This window comes from Stenotrophomonas sp. YJH_SMC_57 (genome assembly GCF_059369755.1).
This window is the reverse complement of the sequence record NZ_JCAFSZ010000006.1, coordinates 280,031-296,450: the sequence shown is the minus strand read 5'-3', so window position 1 is coordinate 296,450 and position 16,420 is coordinate 280,031. Positions and strand designations below refer to the sequence as shown.

The 16,420-nt window shown below is 67.5% G+C and carries 12 protein-coding genes; 8 read left to right on the top strand and 4 right to left on the bottom strand.

What is annotated here, in order from left to right:
* The first annotated feature begins 2 nt into the window (after positions 1 to 2).
* From AC5P7U_RS10385 to AC5P7U_RS10365, 5 genes are read left to right on the top strand one after another with little or no spacing between them, the layout of a single operon-like run.
* Positions 3 to 1,343 carry a sugar ABC transporter substrate-binding protein gene (locus AC5P7U_RS10385; RefSeq protein ID WP_006456350.1) on the top strand — a complete coding sequence of 447 codons (1,341 nt, stop codon included), beginning with the start codon at positions 3 to 5 and terminating at the stop codon, positions 1,341 to 1,343.
* The gene (locus tag AC5P7U_RS10380) at positions 1,340 to 2,221 is read left to right on the top strand and encodes a carbohydrate ABC transporter permease (RefSeq protein WP_006456348.1); all 882 of its coding nucleotides are present in this window, start codon (positions 1,340 to 1,342) and stop codon (positions 2,219 to 2,221) included. Before AC5P7U_RS10385 ends, AC5P7U_RS10380 begins: the two co-directional genes overlap by 4 nt.
* Positions 2,218 to 3,054, top strand: a complete 837-nt coding sequence (locus AC5P7U_RS10375) for a carbohydrate ABC transporter permease (RefSeq protein WP_006456347.1) — start codon at positions 2,218 to 2,220, stop codon at positions 3,052 to 3,054. Before AC5P7U_RS10380 ends, AC5P7U_RS10375 begins: the two co-directional genes overlap by 4 nt.
* Positions 3,051 to 6,218 (top strand): discoidin domain-containing protein, encoded by a 3,168-nt coding sequence (locus AC5P7U_RS10370; RefSeq protein WP_495221054.1) that lies wholly within the window; start codon positions 3,051 to 3,053, stop codon positions 6,216 to 6,218. Before AC5P7U_RS10375 ends, AC5P7U_RS10370 begins: the two co-directional genes overlap by 4 nt.
* A gap of 2 nt (positions 6,219 to 6,220) precedes the next feature.
* Entirely contained in the window at positions 6,221 to 7,108 is an 888-nt protein-coding gene (locus tag AC5P7U_RS10365; protein WP_495221053.1) for an endonuclease/exonuclease/phosphatase family protein, read from the top strand.
* A gap of 238 nt (positions 7,109 to 7,346) precedes the next feature.
* On the opposite strand, the gene rne is transcribed toward AC5P7U_RS10365, so the two are convergent.
* Positions 7,347 to 10,631, bottom strand: a complete 3,285-nt coding sequence (gene rne / locus AC5P7U_RS10360) for a ribonuclease E (protein WP_495221052.1) — start codon at positions 10,629 to 10,631, stop codon at positions 7,347 to 7,349.
* A gap of 408 nt (positions 10,632 to 11,039) precedes the next feature.
* On the opposite strand from rne, the gene AC5P7U_RS10355 reads away from it, so the two are divergent.
* A complete protein-coding gene (locus AC5P7U_RS10355) occupies positions 11,040 to 12,014 on the top strand; it encodes an RluA family pseudouridine synthase (RefSeq protein WP_125427288.1) in 975 nt (324 codons plus the stop codon).
* A gap of 113 nt (positions 12,015 to 12,127) precedes the next feature.
* Here the strand turns inward: AC5P7U_RS10355 and zupT are convergent, their stop codons facing one another.
* The 3 genes from zupT to AC5P7U_RS10340 form a co-directional block, all read right to left on the bottom strand.
* Positions 12,128 to 12,937: a zinc transporter ZupT gene (zupT, locus tag AC5P7U_RS10350; protein ID WP_006456115.1), complete on the bottom strand. Its 810-nt coding sequence runs from the start codon at positions 12,935 to 12,937 to the stop codon at positions 12,128 to 12,130.
* A 98-nt stretch (positions 12,938 to 13,035) separates the two neighbouring features.
* Complete coding sequence (locus AC5P7U_RS10345; RefSeq protein ID WP_053512033.1) at positions 13,036 to 13,452, bottom strand: energy transducer TonB; 417 nt, start codon at positions 13,450 to 13,452, stop codon at positions 13,036 to 13,038.
* Positions 13,449 to 13,799, bottom strand: coding sequence for a 4a-hydroxytetrahydrobiopterin dehydratase (locus AC5P7U_RS10340; RefSeq protein ID WP_006456031.1), 351 nt, complete (start codon positions 13,797 to 13,799; stop codon positions 13,449 to 13,451). Before AC5P7U_RS10340 ends, AC5P7U_RS10345 begins: the two co-directional genes overlap by 4 nt.
* 90 nt (positions 13,800 to 13,889) lie before the next feature.
* Here AC5P7U_RS10340 and AC5P7U_RS10335 point away from each other — a divergent pair, with 90 nt between their 5' ends.
* Both AC5P7U_RS10335 and AC5P7U_RS10330 read left to right on the top strand, forming a co-directional pair.
* Positions 13,890 to 14,489 carry an NfuA family Fe-S biogenesis protein gene (locus tag AC5P7U_RS10335; protein WP_006456023.1) on the top strand — a complete coding sequence of 200 codons (600 nt, stop codon included), beginning with the start codon at positions 13,890 to 13,892 and terminating at the stop codon, positions 14,487 to 14,489.
* A gap of 10 nt (positions 14,490 to 14,499) precedes the next feature.
* On the top strand, positions 14,500 to 16,266 hold the full coding sequence (locus AC5P7U_RS10330) for a hypothetical protein (RefSeq protein ID WP_414555099.1): 1,767 nt from the start codon (positions 14,500 to 14,502) through the stop codon (positions 16,264 to 16,266).
* Positions 16,267 to 16,420 lie beyond the last annotated feature (154 nt).

Genomic DNA, 16,420 nt, shown 5'->3' with positions numbered 1-16,420 from the left:
CGATGCCGAACTGGATCGACCGCCTGCGCCGCTGGGCGCTGCCTGCCCTGGCCGCACTGGCCGTGGCCGGCTGCGCCCGCACCGAGCCGGGCACCACCACCGTGCGCTTCTGGGCGATGGGCCGCGAGGCCGAGGTGGTCAGCGAGCTGATCCACGAGTTCGAGGCCGAGAACCCCGGCGTCAAGGTGGATGTGCAGAACATTCCCTGGACGGCCGCGCACGAGAAGCTGCTGACGGCGTTCGCCGCCGACGGCCTGCCCGACGTATGCCAGCTCGGCAACACCTGGGTGCCCGAGTTCGCCGAACTCGACGCGTTGACGCCGCTGCAGCCGTTCGTGCAGCGTTCGTCCGTGGTGGACCCGAAGGACTACTTCCAGGGCATCTGGGATACCAACGTGATCCATGGCGAGCTGGTCGGCGTGCCGTGGTATGTCGATACCCGCCTGATCTACTACCGCAAGGATCTGCTGGCCAAGGCCGGCTACGACCATCCGCCGCGCACCTGGCAGGAGTGGGACGAGCAGATGGCCGCGATCAAGAAGATGCAGGGGCCGAACCGCTACGCGGTGCTGATGCCGATCAACGAGTTCGAGCAGCAGCTGTCGCTGGCGCTGCAGCAGCCCGATCCGCTGCTGCGCGACGACGACACCCGCGGCAATTTCGCCAGCCCGGGGTTCCGCCGCACGCTGGCCTTCTACGCCAACATGTTCGAGCAGGGCTGGGCGCCGAAGATGTCCGAGACGCAGATCTCCAACGTCTGGGACGAGTTCTTCCGTGGCTTCAATGTGTTCTACATCTCCGGTCCCTGGAACATCCGTGAGTTCAAGAAGCTGCAGCCGAAGGAGCTGGAAGGGCAGTGGGGTACCGCCGCATTGCCGGGACCGGACGGCCCCGGGGCCGGCATCGCCGGTGGCACCAGCCTGGTGATCTTCCGCAAGTCGCAGCAGAAGGAAGCCTCGTGGAAGCTGATCGAGTTCCTGTCGCGGCCGCAGATCCAGGCGCGCTTCCACTCGATCATCGGTGACCTGCCGCCGCGCCGCAGTACCTGGAATGCGCCGTCGCTGGCCAACGATCCGCTGGCGGTTGCGTTCCGCGACCAGCTGGAGCGGGTCAAGCCGACGCCGAAGGTGCTCGAGTGGGAGCGCATCGTGCAGGAAATGCGCATCGTCACCGAAAAGGTGGTGCGCGGTGGCCTGCCGCAGGACAAGGCGGTGGAAGAGCTGGACCAGCGCGTGGACAAGGTGCTGGCCAAGCGCCGCTGGATGCATGAACAACAACGCCTGCAGCAGCGTGCGCCGTCGCCGCAATCGAGCAGTGCCGTGGCCGCCGGGAGCGCGCAATGAAACGTACTTCACTTGCCGGCTGGATCTTTGCCGGCCCCTCGCTGATCGTGCTGGGCGTGTTCTTCGGCCTGCCGGTGGCTTCGGCGCTGGCGCTGAGCGTGACCGACTTCGACCTCTACGCGCTGGCCGACAGCAGCAACCTGCGTTTCGTCGGCCTCGGCAACTACATCGATCTGCTGCAGACACCGATGTTCTGGAAGTCGTTGTGGAACACCACCTACTTCGTGCTGATCGGCGTGCCGTTGTCGATCGGCGTGTCGCTGGGCGCGGCGATGCTGCTCAATGCACCGGCCGCGCGCTTCAAGGCGCTGTTCCGCACCGCGCTGTTCGCCCCGGTGGTGACCACTCTGGTGGCGGTGGCGGTGATCTGGCGCTACCTGTTCCATACCAGCTACGGGCTGGTGAACTACGGACTGGGCCATCTGGGCATCAGCCCGATCGACTGGCTGGGCGATCCCAACTGGGCGATGCCGACCATCATGCTGTTCGCGGTGTGGAAGAACTTCGGCTACAACATGGTGATCTTCCTGGCCGGCCTGCAGGCGATCCCGCATGACCTGTACGAGGCCGCGCGCATCGACGGCGCCTCGCGCTGGAAGCAGTTCCTGCACATCACCCTGCCGATGCTCGGCCCGGTGCTGCTGGTGGTCGGGGTCATTACCGTGTCCGGCTACTTCCAGCTGTTCGCCGAGCCCTACGTGATGACCCGTGGCGACCCACTGCAGAGCACCGTCAGCGTGCTGTATTTCATGTTCGAGGAAGGCTTCAAGTGGTGGAACCTGGGACGCGCCTCCGCGGTAGCGTTCCTGCTGTTCCTGATCATCCTGGCGGTGACCACCGTGATGCTGCGTTTCGGCCGCAGGAGGCAGTTGGTATGAGTCGTGAAATCGGCCAGTCGCGCTGGTACCCGTGGATGATCAATGGTGCGTTGCTGGTGCTGGCCCTGGTCAGCCTGGCGCCGCTGCTGTGGATGGTGTCGGTGTCGTTCATGCCGCAGGGCGAGGCCAGTCATTTCCCGCCGCCGCTGCTGCCTTCGAGCATCACCACGCACAACTACCATGAGCTGTTCGCGCGCACCGGCATGGGCGGCAACTTCGCCAACAGCCTGCTGGTGTCGCTGGGCATCACGATTGGTTCGCTGCTGCTCAACACCATGGCCGGCTATGCCTTCGCCAAGCTGAACTTCGTCGGCCGCGAGCGCCTGTTCCAGGTGCTGATGGCCGCGCTGGTGATCCCGGCGCAGGTGGCGATGCTGCCGCTGTTCCTGCTGATGAAGCAGCTGGGCCTGGTCAACAGCTTCGGCGGCGTGATCGTGCCGGCGCTGGCCAGCGTGTTCGGCATTTTCCTGGTGCGCCAGTACGCGCGTTCGATCCCGGACGAGCTGCTGGAAGCGGCGCGCATCGACGGGGCAGGGGAGCTGCGCATCTTCTTCCAGATCGTGCTGCCGATGCTCAAGCCGGTGCTGGTTACCCTGGCGATCTTCACTTTCATGGGCGCGTGGAACGATTTCATGTGGCCGTTGATCGTGTTGACCGACCAGGAGCACTACACTTTGCCGGTGGCACTGGCCACCCTCTCGCGCGAACACATCATGGACGTGGAAATGATGATGGCCGGCGCGGTGGTCACCGTGGTCCCGGTGCTGGCGCTGTTCCTGGTGCTGCAGCGGTACTACATCCAAGGTCTGTTGCTGGGGAGCGTCAAAGGATGAAGCGAGCGATCGCCGTTGGACTGGGCCTGTTGTGGACCTACCTGGCGATCGCCGCGCCGCCGGCGCTGCCGGCACCGAAAGTGCTGGACGATTTCGACGATATCGGCGCCTGGAAACTGGTGCTGTCCGACCAGGTCAGTGGTTCGTTGCGCCCGGTCAGTGGTGCCGGTGGCGGCCGCGCGCTGTGCCTGGACTACGATTTCCACAAGGTTTCCGGCTACGTCGGCATCCGTCGCGCGCTCAACATCGAGTACCCGGCCAACTATCGCTTCGGGTTCCAGCTGCGCGGTGATTCGCCGGGCAATGACCTGCAGTTCAAGCTGATCGACGCCAGCGGCGACAACGTGTGGTGGGTCAACCGTCCCGGCTACAGCTTCCCCAAGGCGTGGACGCCGGTCGAATACCGCCGCCGGCAGATCGACAAGGCGTGGGGGCCGTCGCCCGAGAAGGAGATGGCGCGCAGTGCCGCAGTCGAGTTCACGATCTACAGCAAGGTCGGCGGGCGTGGCACGGTGTGCTTCGACAGGCTGACCCTGCAGGGCCTGCCGCCGCAGGATGATTCAGCGCTGGTGCCATCGGTGATCGCCGATACCGCCACCGCGCTGCAGGACCGCATGATCGACGGCAAGAGCGATACGTTCTGGATCAGCGGGGGTGTCAAGCAGCAGACCATCAGCCTGGACCTGCACAAGAGCCGCGAGATCGGCGGTGCGGTGATCGACTGGCTGCCGGACCTGGAAGCGCGCCGCTATACCGTGCGCACCTCGGAGGATGGCCGCGACTGGCGCACCGTACGCGAAGTGACCAGTGGTGCCGGTGGCCGTGATTGGCTGGCGCTGCCGGATACCGACGCACGCTACGTGCGCTTCGATCTGCAGGATGGCCCGAACTGGCGCTATGGCATCCGTGACATCGCGCTCAGGCCGCTGGCCTTCGCTGCCACTCCGAATGCATTCCTGTCGTCGGTGGCTGCCGACCTGCCGCGTGGTGCACTGCCGCGCGCCTATGTCGGTGAACAGCCGTACTGGACCCTGCTGGGCCTCGATGGCGGCCAGGAGCAGGCGCTGATCAGTGAGGACGGCGCACTGGAGCCGGCCAAGGGCAGCTTCAGCATCGAACCGTTCATCCGCCTCGATGGCAAGCTGCTGGACTGGTCGAAAGTGGCCATCACCCAGTCGCTGCAGGACCACTATCTGCCGATCGCCAACGTCGACTGGGTACACGAGAAGGTCGGCCTGGCGGTGACCAGCTTCGTGCAGGGCACGCCGGAGCGCTCGCAGCTGATCGGCCGTTACCGGTTGAGCAATCCGGACAAGGTCGCGCATGAGTACACCCTGGCACTGGCGATCCGCCCGTGGCAGGTCAACCCGCCGACGCAGTTCCTCAACACCGTCGGCGGCTTCAGCCGCATCGATGCGCTGGATGTCGGCGAGCAGCTGGTGAGGGTCAACGGTGAGCCGCGCATCTACCCGCTGCAGGTGCCGGACGCGCGCTTTGCCAGCACGTTCGACGGCAAGCTCGATGCGATGCATCTGGCCACTGGCATGTACCCGGCCACCACGGCGGTGAAGGACAGCACCGGCATGGCGTCGGGCGCGCTGATGTATACGATCAAGCTGGAGCCCGGCCAGAGCCGCGAAGTGGCGGTGGTACTGCCGCAGACCGGTGGCTGGGCGCCCAAGGCGCTGGACGTGGCCAAGGCGCAGGCACAGGTTGCCGAGCAGTGGCGACAGAAGCTGGGCGTGGTTTCGCTGCAGGTGCCGGCGGCCGGCCAGGCGCTGGTTGATACCCTGCGTACCGCGGTGGCGCACATGCTGATCTCGCGCGTCGGGCCGCGCCTGCAGCCAGGTACCCGTTCCTACGCGCGCAGCTGGATCCGCGATGGCGCGATGATTTCCGAAGGCCTGCTGCGCATGGGCCGCAGCGACGCCGTGCGTGACTACATCAACTGGTACGCGCCGTACCAGTTCGAGAACGGCAAGGTGCCGTGCTGCGTCGATGCGCGCGGCAGCGACCCGGTGCCGGAGAACGACAGCCACGGCGAACTGATCTACAGCATTGCCGAATATGGGCGCTACACCGGCGACAGCACGTTCGTCGAACTGATGTGGCCGCACGTGCAGGGTGCCTATACCTACATGGAACAACTGCGTGCCAGCGAGCGCACCGAGGAAAACCGGGCGCGCAACCCGGCCTTCTACGGCATGATGCCAGCGTCGATCAGCCACGAAGGCTATTCGGCCAAGCCGATGCATTCGTACTGGGACAACTTCTGGGCACTGCGCGGTTACAAGGACGCTGCACTTCTGGCGACCCAGCTGGGCAAGGTCGAGGCGATGCAGATCGCTGAATCGCGCGACCAGTTCCGCGATGACCTGCAGGCTTCGCTGCTGTCTGCGATGCAGCAGCACACCATCGATTACCTGCCGGGTTCGGCCGAGCTGGGCGATTTCGATGCAACTTCGACCACCATCGCGCTGGCCCCGGGGGGGGAGCAGGGCCGCCTGCCGCAGCAGGCGCTGGAAGCGACCTTCGAACGCTATTGGAACGAATTCGTGGCCCGCCGCGATGGCAAGCGGGAGTGGAAGGACTACACCCCGTACGAGTGGCGCAACGTTGCCGCGTTCGTGCGCCTGGGCTGGCGTGACCGCGCCTGGCAGGCCACCGAGTTCTTCTTCAAGGACCGAGCGCCGCAGGCCTGGAACCAGTGGGCCGAAGTGGTGTCACGCACGCCGCGCAAGCCGTTCTTCGTGGGTGACCTGCCGCATGCCTGGGTTGCCTCCGACTTCGTGCGCTCGGCGCTGGACATGTTCGCCTACCACCGCGACATGGATGACGCCCTGGTGCTGGCCGCCGGTGTGCCGGCCGCGTGGTTGCAGGGCGAGGGCATTGCCGTGCAGGGCCTGCGAACGCCGCAGGGCCAGCTCAACTACCGCCTGCAGCGCAGCGACAAGCAGCTGACGCTGGAGGTGCAGCCGGGCCTGGTACCGCCGGTGGGCGGCGTGGTGCTGCCGTGGCCGTATGCCGGTGATCCGGGCGATGCCACCGTCAACGGTGAAGCGGTCGAGTGGATCAACAAGGAACTGCACGTGCACCAGCTGCCGGCGCGGGTCGAGATCGACGTGCCGAGCGCGGTGCGCCGCGCCGAACGCAAGGGACAGTAACGATGAAGCAGCAGGGGGTGAGGGTGCGCACGTCGGTGCGTGCCCTGGGGCTGGCGATTGCAATGGCGCTGCCGGGTGTGGTGATGGCGATCGAGCCTGCGGCCACCGCCGCGTCGGCTGAGGTGGCCAATGCGCCCGGCATGAGCATGGTCACCTTCAATCTGCATCACGACCGCGAGGACTGGCCGAGTCGTCGCCGCACCATCCTGGCCGAGCTCAAGCGCCTGCAGCCGGATGCGGTTGCCCTGCAGGAGGTGATCCAGCGGCGCAATGTCCGCAACCAGGCCCAATGGCTGGCCAGCCAGCTCGGCTACCGGTATGTGTTCGTGTCCACCGATCCGGTCGGGGCCCCGAAGCGATACGGCAACGCGTTGCTGACCCGGCGTCCGATCCTGGCCCACGGCGATCATCTGCTGCAGCCGCTGGACGATTACCGTACCGTCGCCCATCTGCGCATCGACGTCGATGGAACGCCAGTGAATGTCTACGCCACGCATCTCAACGAGCGCAACGACGAGCGTGGCCAGGGCATCCGTCGCAGCCAGGTGGAGGACCTGCTGCGCTTCATCAGTGACACCTCGGCCGGTGCGCCGGTGGTGATCGCGGGCGACTTCAATGCACTGGTGGATGCCGGCGACCTGAGTGCGCTGCGCAGCCGTTACGGTGACAGCTATGGCAGCGTGCACGTCAATACGGACCTGGCCGGGGTCAGCACCTTGAACCGGCACTACTACCAGGCGCCCTCGCGGATCGACCACATCTTCTTCCAGCAGGACGAGATGGTTGCGCGCGAGGCGAAGCTGCTGTTCGACCAGCCCGACGACAGCGGGCGCTGGGCCTCGGACCACTACGGCGTGTGGACCCGCCTGCAGTTCGCACCGAAACCCTGACGCAGACGCGCTTAGGCAGGTGCCAACCCTGGTTGGCCTCTACCAAAGCAGTGACCGTGCGCGGGTGGTGCCCTGGTGGGTGCCAACCTTGGTTGGCACCGGCGTGTCCGTGTGCATTCAATCAACGGCGCCAACCAAGGTTGGCCTCTACCAATTCGAAACCTGCGCAAATCGCACAAACAAGAACGGCGGGGATCATCGATCCCCGCCGTTCTGCTTTTACGTGATCAAAGAGCGATCAGTTCGCCGGCGGCGTGCGCTTGGCGGCCTCTTCGTCTTCTTCGTCAGCCTTGGCTTCGGCGGCCTGGGCCGCAGCGTCGGTGTGACCATCGGCAACCGGGTCAATCGACGGTGCCACCACGGCCTCGGCGACCGGGGCAGCGGCTTCCACCGCAGCGGCCTCGACCGCCACCGGAGCGACCGGCTGTTCGGCGATCGGCACGGTCTCGACGACCGGCGTGGCTTCTATCGCCACAGCGGCGTCCACCACCGGCGCGGTTTCCACCACCGGGGCGGCCTCAACGGCCACCGGCTGGGCTTCCACCACCGGGGAAGCGTCAACAACCTCCGGCTTCGATTCCACCACCGGCGCTGCCTCGGCCACGACCGGCTTGGTCTCAACGGCCGGAGCGGCCTCAACGACCGGGGCAGCCTCGACCACCGCCGGCGCCGCTTCCGTCACCGGAGTCGTAACGGCCACCGGCTGCACCGGGGTCGCAGCGTCGATGGCATCGAGCATGCTGGTCTGCACCGGCGAAGGTGCCGGTTCGGCCTTGGCGGCGGCTTCAATCGGAGCCTGCACCTCGGCCACGACCGGGGCGGCGGCTTCGACCACAGCGCTGCTCACCACGGCAACCGGTGCGGCGGCAACGGCGGCGGCAGCACGAACCGGCTTTGCGGCGTCGGTAGCGGCGGGCTCGACTTCATCATCGAAGTCGAACTCCGGCTGCGAACGAGCCGGCTGCGCAGCAGCGACCGGCGCGGTGCCGGCAGTGCTGTCAGCGGTCGGCTCGGCGACATCAGTGTCATCGCCGTCGTCACCGTCGTCCTGGTCATCGCCCAGGACGTCGCTGCCGGCAGCGTTCTCGGCACCACCGCGACGACGGCGGCGGCCACCACGACGGCCACGACGACGACGGGTCGCGCCTTCGCCCGCCTGCTCGCCATTGGCGTCGGCTGCAGCCTCTTCAGCAGCGACCGCAACCACCTCGGCCTCGCTGGCCGCATTGGCAGTGGTCTCGACCGGTGCTGCGGCGTCCACCGGAGCGGCGGACACCGGGGTGACCGGCGCCACCGGTGCAGTCGCTTCCTGCGCAGTCACCACGTTGGCGGCGACCGCCGTGGCGGCCACGGCTGCAGCCGCAGTCATGGTTTCGGCCGGGACCTCGGCGGCGTTGCGCTGCGGCTTCTCGGCCGGCTTGTCGCCATCCTGCTGCGGGCGCGGCTGCTTCGGCTGCTTCAGCTTCGGCTGCTGCGGGTTCTGGCCCTGCTGCTCGTTGCGCGGTTTGTTCTGCTGCTGCGGCTGCTGGCCATCCTTCTGCTGCGGCTCTTTCTGCTTGCCCTGCTGCGGCTGCTGCTGGGCATTGCCGTTGTTACCGTTGCGGCCGTCCTTGCGCTGCTCGCCGCGGTCCTTGCGGTTGCCGCCGTCCTTCTGCTGCTGCGCGTTGCCATTGCCGCCGTTGCCACGGTTTTCGTCGCGACGGTCCTTGCGGTCCTTGTTGCGATCCTTGTTGCGGTCCTTGCGGCCGCCGTCCTGCTGCTGGCGTGCCGCCGGAGCCGCCGGCGCCGGCGCGGGGGCCGGTTCGCCACCGAACACACGCTTGAGCCAACCGATCACGCCACCGCTCGGAGCCTGCGCCACCGGCGCGGCCACGACCGGGGCCGGAGCGGCCGCGGCCGGCTCCACTTCCTCGCGCACCGGGGCGGGGGAGGTGTGCTTGACCTGGGTCACCGCCGGCGGCGGGATGTTCAGCTGGCCCTTGGTCAGGGCGTGCACCGGCAGCTTGCGCGGGGTGCCGCGCTGGTAGCTGGGCTTGTTGCTCTCTTCACCCAGCTCGTTCTCGCGCAGGCGGGTGACGGTGTAGTGCGGGGTGTGCAGCTGCTCGTCGGCGACGATCACGATCGGCGCTTCGTGGCGCTGCTCGATCTCGCGCAGGGCGCTGCGCTTCTCGTTCAGCAGGTAATTGGCGATCTCCACCGGGGCCTGGACCAGCACCTGCCCGGTGTTCTCCTTCATCGCATGCTCTTCGGCGACGCGGATGATCGACAGCGACAGCGACTCAACGCTGCGCATGCGGCCGTGGCCGTCGCAGCGCGGGCAGACGATCTGGCTGGACTCGCCCAGGCTCGGACGCAGGCGCTGGCGGCTCATTTCCAGCAGGCCGAAGCGCGAGATGCGGCCGACCTGCACACGCGCGCGGTCGTACTTCAGCGCGTTGGCCAGGCGGTTCTCGACCTCACGCTGGTGCTTGTTGGAGGCCATGTCGATGAAGTCGATCACCACCAGGCCGCCGAGGTCGCGCAGGCGCAGCTGGCGGGCCACTTCCTCGGCCGCTTCCAGGTTGGTCTGGAACGCGGTGTCCTCGATGTCGCTGCCCTTGGTGGCGCGCGAGGAGTTGACGTCGACCGCGGTCAGCGCTTCGGTCTGGTCGACCACGATCGAGCCACCCGACGGCAGGCGCACGTTGCGCTCGTAGGCGCCTTCGATCTGCGACTCGATCTGGAAGCGGTTGAACAGCGGGATGTCGTCCTTGTAGTGCTTGAGCTTGCGCAGGGTCTGCGGCATCACCTGCTGCATGAACTCGCGGGCGTGCTCGTACATCTCCTCGGTGTCGACCAGGATCTCGCCGATGTCGGCGCGCAGGTAGTCACGCAGTGCGCGCACGATCAGGCGCGATTCCTGGTAGATCAGGAACGGGGCCGGCTTGCTCAGCGCGGCCTCGGCGATGGCACGCCAGACGTTGAGCAGGTAGTCCAGGTCCCACTGCAGCTCTTCGGCATCGCGGCCGACGCCGGCGGTGCGGATGATCACGCCCATGTCGTCGGGGATGTTCAGCTTGTCCAGGGCGTCCTTCAGGGCGGCCCGGTCTTCGCCTTCGATGCGACGGGAGACACCGCCCGCGCTCGGCGAGTTCGGCATCAGCACCATGTAGCGGCCGGCCAGGGAGATGAACGTGGTCAGGGCGGCGCCCTTGTTGCCACGCTCTTCCTTGTCCACCTGGACGACGATTTCCTGGCCTTCCCGCAGCAGCTCGCGGATGCCGGCCTTGTTGTGGTCGACACCGGCCTGGAAGTAGTCGCGGGAGATTTCCTTCAGCGGCAGGAAGCCATGGCGGCCACCACCGTATTCGACGAAGGCCGCTTCCAGCGAGGGCTCGATGCGGAAGATCCGGCCCTTGTAGATGTTGGACTTCTTCTGTTCCTTCGACGGCTGTTCGATGTCGATGTCATACAACGACTGGCCATCCACGATGGCAACACGCAGCTCTTCAGCCTGCGTGGCGTTGATCAGCATTCGCTTCATTGTTGCGTTCCTCGCAAGCGGCTACCGCGCGGAACGCCATGGGGTTTCGCCTCTGGACACGGCTCGCCGCCCATTCGCGCAAGCGCGGGGAGGGCGGCTTGGGTTTCCAGCGCTACGACACCACGGCAGGCCGCGGGAGCGCTTCACTCTTATGGGTTTTGGGGTGTTGCAGGGCCGCAGGCAGCTGTCAGCCAGGCTGGAGCGCCACGCGGGACATGTTCAGCACGGTTGCGTGTCAGGCATCCGGCGATGGCCGGGAAGGCCGGTGAGCCGCTAACATGGCCGCCCCGCGGGCGGTGGTCGCGCACTGTGCCGGATTCGTCGGAAGCTGGGCTTCTGGCCCTGAGTAACTTCCAACGAAATCAATCCCTTATCTCGCCCCCCGAGTGTAACAGAATAAACAGCCTGATGACTGCCCAAGACCCGACCAAACCCGCTGGCGACAAGCCTTCCGTGCGCATGATCACCGTTCCCGCCGACCGCGCCGGCCAGCGCCTGGACAACTTCCTGCTCGGCCAGCTGAAGGGTGCCCCGCGCAGCCTGGTCTACAAGCTGGTGCGCAGCGGCCAGGTGCGGGTGAACGGCGGCCGGGCCAAGGCCGAACGCAAGCTGGAGGCCGGAGACGAAGTGCGTGTGCCGCCAGTTCGTCTCACCGAAGAGGGAGACAAGGCCGGTCCGCCGGAGGCGTTCATGCGCCGGCTGGAGCAGGCCATCGTCTTCGAGGATGCCCGCCTGCTGGCCCTGAACAAGCCCACCGGCGTGGCCAGCCACGGCGGCAGCGGCATCAGTTTCGGCGCCATCGAGACCCTGCGTGCGCTGCGCCCGGGGCAGACCCTGGAGCTGGTCCACCGGTTGGATCGCGACACCTCGGGCCTGCTGATCGTGGCCAAGAAGCGCTCGGCGCTGAGCGAGCTGCAGGCGCTGCTGCGTGAAGACCACGGTGCCGGCATCCGCAAGCGCTACCTGACCCTGCTGACCGGGCGCATGCCCGACGGCGTGATGACGGTCGATGCGCCGCTGCACGTGGGCCTGCGCCAGGGCGGCGAGCGCCATGTGCAGGTCAACGCGATCGGCAAGGAATCGATCAGCCACTTCCGCGTGCTGGAGCGTCGCGGCGGGCATTCGTACTGCGAGGTCCGCATCGAGACCGGCCGCACCCACCAGATCCGCGTGCATGCCCAGCACCTGGGGCATCCGGTGGCCGGTGACGACAAATACGGCGATCCTGCGGTCAACAAGCGGCTTCGTGAGCAGATCGGGCTGAAGCGCCTGTTCCTGCATGCGGCGTCGCTGGAGTTCGCACTGGACGACGGCAAGAGCCCGTACGTACTGAACGCGCCGCTGGCCGACGAGCTGGTCGAGGCGCTTGATCGGCTGAAGTAGGCAGGACAGGCAGCGCGCCGTATCCCCTTGTAGAGTCGAGCTTGCTCGACTGCTGTTCGGTCGGGGAATGTCAGTCGAGCAAGCTCGACTCTACGGGGCGGGCCTGGAATTCCTCACCACTTGAACAGCACCAGGCTGATCGCCAGCGTGCCCATGCCTGCCACCAGCCCGTACACCGTCTCGTGGCCCTTCGCATAGCGCTTGGCCGCCGGCAGCAGCTCATCCAGCGCCAGGAACACCATCACACCGGCAATCAGCCCGAACACCCAGCCGAAGGTGGCGTGCGACAGCGATCCGGACAGCAGCCAGTAGCCCAGCGCCGCGCCCACCGGCTCGGCCAGGCCCGACAGCAGGCTGGCGCTGAACGCATAGAACTTGTTCTGGGTGGCGAAGTACACCGGCACCGCAATGGCGATGCCCTCCGGAATGTTGTGGATGGCGATGGCGAAGGCCAGCGGCATGCCTACCGACGGACTCTCCAGGGTCGCGAAGAACGTTGCCAGCCCTTCCGGGAAGTTGTGTGCGGTGATGGCGATCGAGGTCAGCAGGGCGACCCGCTTCAGGTACTCGCGGCTGTTCTCTCGAAATGCCGGGTCCTGCTTGTCCAGGCTGTCATGCGGGTTGGGGATGAAGTGGTCGATCAGCACGATCACGATCACGCCCAGCAGGAACGCCAGGGTGCCGTAGGTGAAGCCGGTGCGCTCGCCATAGGCCAGCGCGAAGGATGCAATGGACTTGTTGAGGATCTCCGACAGCGACACGTAGACCATGGCGCCGCCGGCGAAGGCCAGGCCGAAGGCCAGCAGGCGCGGATTGGGCCGGCGCGAGAACAGCACCAGCAGGCTGCCGATGGCGGTGGCAAGACCGGCCGCGAGGGTGACCGCGAGCGCGATCCAGACGTTTTCGGGGGGAATCTGCAGCATGTACCGACGCGATCCTGGTCAATAGACAACCGCCCCGGGCAAGGCCGGGGCGGCGAGGGTGAGGCGGGCGTCGGCTGGCCTCGTCGGGGCGCGCGTGATCAACCGCCGCGGCGCAGGCGTTCTTCGATGGCGAAGCACTGGTCCGGCTTCGGCTGCGGCGGGTTGAAGCTGACCGGCACCTGGATGGTGGCCGGCACCGGCTGGCCGTTGCGGGTGGCGGCATTGAACTGCCAGCCCTGCACGGCGGCCTTGGCCAGCTCGTCCAGCTGCGGGTTGCCGGCGCCAGTCAGCAGGGCGACCTCGCTCGGCTTGCCGTCGGTACCGATGGTGACCTTGAAGGTGCTGGTGCCGCCCACGCCCATGCAGGCCAGTTCCAGCGGGTACTGCGGCGGCGGCGTCTTTACCGCGGCCACTTCGGTCGGTGGCGGCGGTGGCGGTGCCGGCGGCTCGGACGCGCCGCAGCCGGCCAGGCCGGTCGCAGCGAACAGGGACAGGCTCAGCAGGCGTACGTTCATGGCAGTTGCTCCGTCAGGGCCGAAGTCTTTGCCGCGCAGATGAAGTCGTTCTCGCTCAGGCCGCCCACGTCGTGGGTGGAGAAGCGCACGACCGCGCGGTCGTAGTGCACACCGAGGTCTGGATGGTGGTCCTCGCGGTGGGCGATCCAGGCCAGCGCGTTCACGAAGGCCATGGTGGCGTAGTAATCCTTGAAGCGGAAGGTGCGCGACAGGGCCTGGCCGCCCTCGCTCAGCTCCCAGCCGGGAATCTGCGGCAGCAGTTCAGCCAGGCGGGCTTCGCCGAGCTTGTGGTCGCTGCCTTTGCGCGGCACGCAACGGGCCTGGGCCAGTGGAATCAGGTCGGCCATGGGAATCTCCACCTCGTGTTGACTGAACAATGCGCCGGACGGTGTATAAACCGAATGAGCGGCTGACGCTTACTTGGCTAGAATAGCCTGATGATCCAGATCTCCGACACTGCCCAGACCCATTTCCGCAAGTTGATCGAACGCGAGGGCGTGCCCGGCATGGGCGTGCGCCTGAGCGCGGTCGATCCTGGTACACCGCGCGCCGATGCCCGGCTGGAATTCGCCGAGCCGACCGACCTGCTCGGCGACGAGTGGGCGGTCGACTGCGATGGTTTCACCCTCTATGTCGATGCCAGCAGCGTCGGCTGGCTCGATGGCGCCGAGATCGACATCGTCGCCGGCACCGCCGGTGCCCAGCAGCTGACCATCAAGGCGCCGCGCATCAAGGGCGAAGCGCCCGGCGATGCCGCCTCGCTGGTCGAGCGTGTGCACTGGGTGGTCGAGAACGAAATCAATCCGCAGCTGGCCTCGCATGGCGGCAAGGTGGCCGTGCAGGAAGTCTCGGCCGACGGCGTGGTGCTGCTGCGCTTCGGTGGTGGCTGCCAGGGCTGCGGCATGGCCGACGTGACGCTCAAGCAGGGTATCGAGAAGACCCTGATGGGCCGCGTGCCGGGCGTGACCGCTGTACGTGATGCGACCGACCACGACAGTGGCCACGCGCCGTACATCCCTCGCGGCAACGCCGCCTGATCGCTGACGCGTGCCTCTGACCCGGGCCGAGCAGCTCATCGACCTGCTGCTGGCGCGCCAGCAGCCCGGGGCCGTCCTGGAGAAAACCACGCGCCTGCCGTATGGCTGGGCGCTGTGGCTGCGCTCGCTCGCTCCGTTGCCTCGGCCGCTGCATGCGCGGGACGTCATCGACGTGCTGCTGCCGCGTCCCTTGCCCGGGCCGCCCGGGCAATCGCCGCGTCTGTCCCCGTGGCAGGCGCTGCGCCGGCTGTTCTGGCAGGACTGGGATGCCGCACCGCGTGATCAGCGCTGGATGCGCTGGACCTCGGCTCTGGCCAGTGCGCTGTTGCATCTGCTGTTCTTCGTGCTGCTGCTGTGGGTGGCGGTGATCCGCACCACGGCGCCGGAGGAAGAGGGCGCTGAAGGCGAGCGCGTGCAGGTGGAATTCGTCGGCCGCGCTACCCAGGAAGGCGGTGGCGACCAGCCGGGCGCCGAAGCCGCTGCCGCCGCGCCGGCCGGGCAGGTAGTGGCCGGCCGCGAGGCGGGCGCCGCCAGCGCACCGCAACCGCGACCCGCCGCAGCGTCGGCGCCTGCGCCCATGCCGACGCCGGCAGCGACCGCCAGCGTGCCTGCGCCGCCGGCTGAAGCCGAACCCGCGCCGGTCGCGGCACCGCCGCCGTCTCCAGTGCAGGCCACCGAGGTGGCCGAGGCCAGCACCGACTTCGTGGTGCCGCCGGTCAGCGTACCGCGCACCGAAGTCAGCATCGTGCCGCGCGACACCACACCCACGGTGCGCGAGCGCAGCGTGCAGCCGCTGCAGGCGCCCGCTGCGCCGACGCCGCTGCATGCGCCGGCCGTCGCGGTGCGCACGCCGCAGTTGCGTGATATCCAGGTACAGGAGCGCGAAGTCAGTACGGTCGACGCCCCGGTGGCGCCGCAGCCGCTGCGCACCGCGGATGTGCAGGTACGCCTTCCGCAACAGGATCTGCAGGTACGCGAACGCGAGGTGCAGGCCGTGGTCGATCCGCAGGTGCGGATGGCGACCGTGGCCGGCCGTGAGCCGACCGTACATGCGCCGGTGGGCCGTGACGTGCAGGTGCGCGAACGCGAAGTCGCCTCGGCACCAGTGGCGGCGCCATCACTTTCCAGTGGCAGTGCCCCCGCGGCAACTGCTGCGCCTGCGGCCAGCAGCAGCGCGGCGCAGGCCAGCAGCACGACGGCGCGCACGTCGGCATCCAGTACCGCACCGGCCCAGGCAGGCGCGCGCCCGGCACCCGATCCGGGCAACTGGGCCACGCCTGCCAAGGGCGATGACTGGGGTGCATCCAGCCGCAACCGCGACGGTGCCAGCAGTGGCGCGCGGCAGGCCAGTACTTCCGGCAAGGGCAGTGGTCTGTTCAATGCCGATGGCAGCGTGCGGGTGCCGGGGCAGGAGGGCGACGGGCACGCCGAACGGGGCGCACCGGGTGGTGCCAACGATGGCTGGACCAAGGAGCGCATCGCCCAGTCCGGCACCTGGTTGAAGCGGCCGCCGTACGACTACACGCCTACCTCGTTCGACAAGTACTGGGTGCCGCAGGAGTCGCTGCTGGCCGAGTGGGTGCGCAAGGGCATCAAGTCGATGGAGATTCCGTTGCCCGGCACCGGCACGAAGATCTCCTGCGTGATCTCGATCCTGCAGGCCGGTGGTGGCTGTGGCCTGACCAACCCGAACATGCAGGACCAGCCAGCGGTGGCGCGTCCGCCGCCGGACATCCCGTTCAAGAAAGAGTTGCAGGAAGACAATGGGAGCCGCTAGCGGCTCCCATTGTCCACGCATGCTTCCTTATCCCCGCGCCGTTGGCGCGCCCCCTTGAACAACAAGGGGGCTCCTCGCCGGAACCATCGAGGGATGTGACGGTCGTGCTGGCGCGCTTTGGCAGGTGCCAACCTTGGTTGGCACGCAAGCGCCG

Bases quoted from the DNA above. Each gene is read 5' to 3' on its own strand.
- AC5P7U_RS10385 (WP_006456350.1), top strand. From the start codon at position 3: ATGCCGAACTGGATCGACCGCCTGCGCCGCTGGGCGCTGCCTGCCCTG.
- AC5P7U_RS10380 (WP_006456348.1), top strand. From the start codon at position 1,340: ATGAAACGTACTTCACTTGCCGGCTGGATCTTTGCCGGCCCCTCGCTG.
- AC5P7U_RS10375 (WP_006456347.1), top strand. From the start codon at position 2,218: ATGAGTCGTGAAATCGGCCAGTCGCGCTGGTACCCGTGGATGATCAAT.
- AC5P7U_RS10370 (WP_495221054.1), top strand. From the start codon at position 3,051: ATGAAGCGAGCGATCGCCGTTGGACTGGGCCTGTTGTGGACCTACCTG.
- AC5P7U_RS10365 (WP_495221053.1), top strand. From the start codon at position 6,221: ATGAAGCAGCAGGGGGTGAGGGTGCGCACGTCGGTGCGTGCCCTGGGG.
- rne (WP_495221052.1), bottom strand. From the start codon at position 10,631: ATGAAGCGAATGCTGATCAACGCCACGCAGGCTGAAGAGCTGCGTGTT.
- AC5P7U_RS10355 (WP_125427288.1), top strand. From the start codon at position 11,040: ATGACTGCCCAAGACCCGACCAAACCCGCTGGCGACAAGCCTTCCGTG.
- zupT (WP_006456115.1), bottom strand. From the start codon at position 12,937: ATGCTGCAGATTCCCCCCGAAAACGTCTGGATCGCGCTCGCGGTCACC.
- AC5P7U_RS10345 (WP_053512033.1), bottom strand. From the start codon at position 13,452: ATGAACGTACGCCTGCTGAGCCTGTCCCTGTTCGCTGCGACCGGCCTG.
- AC5P7U_RS10340 (WP_006456031.1), bottom strand. From the start codon at position 13,799: ATGGCCGACCTGATTCCACTGGCCCAGGCCCGTTGCGTGCCGCGCAAA.
- AC5P7U_RS10335 (WP_006456023.1), top strand. From the start codon at position 13,890: ATGATCCAGATCTCCGACACTGCCCAGACCCATTTCCGCAAGTTGATC.